4 protein-coding genes are annotated in these 2,543 nt (G+C 57.8%); 3 read left to right on the top strand and 1 reads right to left on the bottom strand.

Features of this window, described 5'->3' with window-relative positions; translation table 11 throughout:
* Positions 1-212 precede the first annotated feature (212 nt).
* Positions 213-479, top strand: coding sequence for a transposase family protein (locus tag ACOI1H_RS24840; protein ID WP_422440932.1), 267 nt, complete (start codon positions 213-215; stop codon positions 477-479).
* Positions 480-1,301 (top strand): ISAs1 family transposase, encoded by an 822-nt coding sequence (locus ACOI1H_RS24835; RefSeq protein ID WP_422440931.1) that lies wholly within the window; start codon positions 480-482, stop codon positions 1,299-1,301.
* A 57-nt stretch (positions 1,302-1,358) separates the two neighbouring features.
* On the opposite strand, the gene ACOI1H_RS24830 is transcribed toward ACOI1H_RS24835, so the two are convergent.
* Positions 1,359-1,571, bottom strand: a complete 213-nt coding sequence (locus ACOI1H_RS24830; RefSeq protein ID WP_422440929.1) for a hypothetical protein — start codon at positions 1,569-1,571, stop codon at positions 1,359-1,361.
* Between the two features lie 195 nt (positions 1,572-1,766).
* On the opposite strand from ACOI1H_RS24830, the gene ACOI1H_RS24825 reads away from it, so the two are divergent.
* Positions 1,767-2,510 (top strand): hypothetical protein, encoded by a 744-nt coding sequence (locus ACOI1H_RS24825; protein ID WP_422440927.1) that lies wholly within the window; start codon positions 1,767-1,769, stop codon positions 2,508-2,510.
* Positions 2,511-2,543: the final 33 nt, after the last annotated feature.

Genomic DNA, 2,543 nt, shown 5'->3' with positions numbered 1-2,543 from the left:
GTCATCGGGTGACGATCACCACTCTGAACAGTAAACAGGACGCTTCAAAAAAGGTTCCGGAGAAAGTTCCGATCAAGAAAAGCGCGAAAGTTGGTGATACCCTGAGGGGCAGGGGAATCGCGTTTGGAACTGAAGGCGTGAACGGTCGCTCTTGCCTGTGAGTGCGAGATGGATTCTGAACTGGGTATTGGGTTTACGGAGTCCTAATCATCATGCAGATTTTTCTATCCGCCTTCGACGACGTTCCCGATCCGCGGGCCAGTAACGCCCGCCACGACCTTGGGGAACTGCTCGTCATCGCTTTCGTATCGGTCCTGTGCGGGTCAGCCTCGTGCGCCGAAATGGCCGCCTTTGGTCGCGCAAAAGAGCGCCTTTTCAGAGACTTCCTGAAGTTGAAGCATGCCATCCCATCGCATGACACCTTCTCTGAGATCTTCCGGATGATCGACCCAAAGGCACTCGATGCAGCCTTTGGCTAAGTGCTCGCCGATGTCGCAGCACTTCTCAATGAAGGCGATGTCGTCGCCATTGACGGCAAGGCATTACGCGGTGCTCGTGACAAAGATGAGGGTGCCCGGACGCGTATGATGGTCTCAGCCTATGCCTCCCGGCTGCGCCTTACGCTGGCGACAGTGACCGCCGACCGGGGCACAGAGCTCGACGCGGCCATCGAGGCCCTAAGACTGATTGCGCTCAAGGGCAAGGTTGTGACCGGTGACGCTTTGCACTGTAACCGCCGCACAGTGGCTGCGATCAACTCGGGGGGCGGTGATTGGTGCCTGGCGCTGAAAGGCAATCAGGAATCCCTACTGTCTGACGCCCGCGGCTGTTTCAGCAATCTGAAGGATGGTCACCCCGTGGCCAGCTCCGCGGACACGGCCCATGGTCGCAAGGAGACCCGGACCGGCGTGGTCGTATCGGCTAAAGCACTGGGAGAATATCATGAATTTCCAGGTCTCAAAGGGTTCGCAGAGATTGATGCAACCCGAGATACCGGAGGCAAAGTGACCTCACAGACGCGCTATTTCGCCCTGTCCTGGATGCCGACACCCGAGGTCTTGCTAACCACGGTGCGCGACCACTGTGCCATCGAAAACGCTTTACATTGGCAGCTTGACGTCTCGTTCCGCGAAGACGCCGCACGCAACCGAAAGGACAACGGTCCGGGCAACATCGCGGTGCTGCGCCGCCGCGCTTTGGATGTCGTCCGACGCGACACATCCAAAGGCTCTCTCAACATCAAACTCAAGCGAGCTGGCTGGGACGAGGCATTCTTATGCAGCGTTCTCAATGGGCTGTAAGAAACATGATGCCAAACGCGATTGCCCTGCCCTGAGGGGTGGCATGTCAAGTCGCCTTTAATTCTCTGCTCCTCTGGCGTTCATCAAGGTTTCCGCAATAATCCGCATTTCTGGCGACGCTTCCAATTCACCACAAATGATTTCATGGGCGCGCCCCGTGAAGCCGCCCACACGCTTGCCAAACAGAACTCCAACAGTCCGCAGAAGGCCACGGAGCTCGTTCTCGATTTTGACCCGGATGCGCACCAGCGTCTCACGCGCCGTAAGCAACGAACGGACCTGCGTTGATGAGGATCGGGCCCCGATGGAGCAGCAACGTAGGCTCCGATTTTACGATTTTCGTAACCGACAGTTCAGTCCAAACCTATATCAAGTCAATCCAAACCTGTATCAAGCTTTACTGGCCTGACGCGGAACCTCGCCAGACTCGTGCGCGTTGGCCAGCATCGAAAGAGGAGGTTTCCAATGACCAGATTGATGACATGCACCGCACTCGCCGCACTGATCGCGGTCCCGGCATTGGCTCAGGACGATGCGCCTCAGGCATCTTATTGCGAACAGGCGTTCGCCCCTGCCGACGCCAACAGCGACAACATGATCGACAGCAAAGAGGCGACCGCCGCCCGCGAAAGTCAATTCGCCGACATCGACGTGAACGCTGACGGCTCCATTACACGCGAGGAATGGACGACGTGCACACAGACCGCCACCGACGGACGCACCCTGACCGCCGCTCCAGAGGACCTGTATTCGCAACTGGACACCGACAGCAGCGGCGATATTTCCCCATCAGAGCTGTTTGACAACACGCGCAACGCCTACGACGACGTCTGGGTCAAGAATAACACCCGCGACGACTGGGCAGATCCGATGATCGCGACCCAACCTGGCATCACGGCAGAGCAAATGCGGGACTGGACGTCCGAAGAATATTTTGCGCAGGTCGGCAATACCTACGCCATGACTGACGCGGATGGCGACGGCACCGTTAGCCGTGAAGAGTTTATGGATCGCGCCCAAACTCACATGATCGACATCTCAAGGGTCAACGACCGCTTTGACGGGATGGACGCCGACGCAGATGGCAACGTGACCGTCGGGGAATTTGACAGCGACATGCAGGCGCGCACGGATGATGCGATGCGAGACAGCGTCATGTCTGGCGACGACAGCGTTCCGGTCGTGATCTGGTTCTTGACAGCAATGTAGTCAGCCGTACCAGACGCGCTGCATCGGCACATC

Source organism: Loktanella sp. DJP18, assembly GCF_049310965.1.
In the GTDB taxonomy this organism is placed as follows: domain Bacteria; phylum Pseudomonadota; class Alphaproteobacteria; order Rhodobacterales; family Rhodobacteraceae; genus Loktanella.
This window is presented reverse-complemented; position numbering and strand designations above follow the sequence as displayed.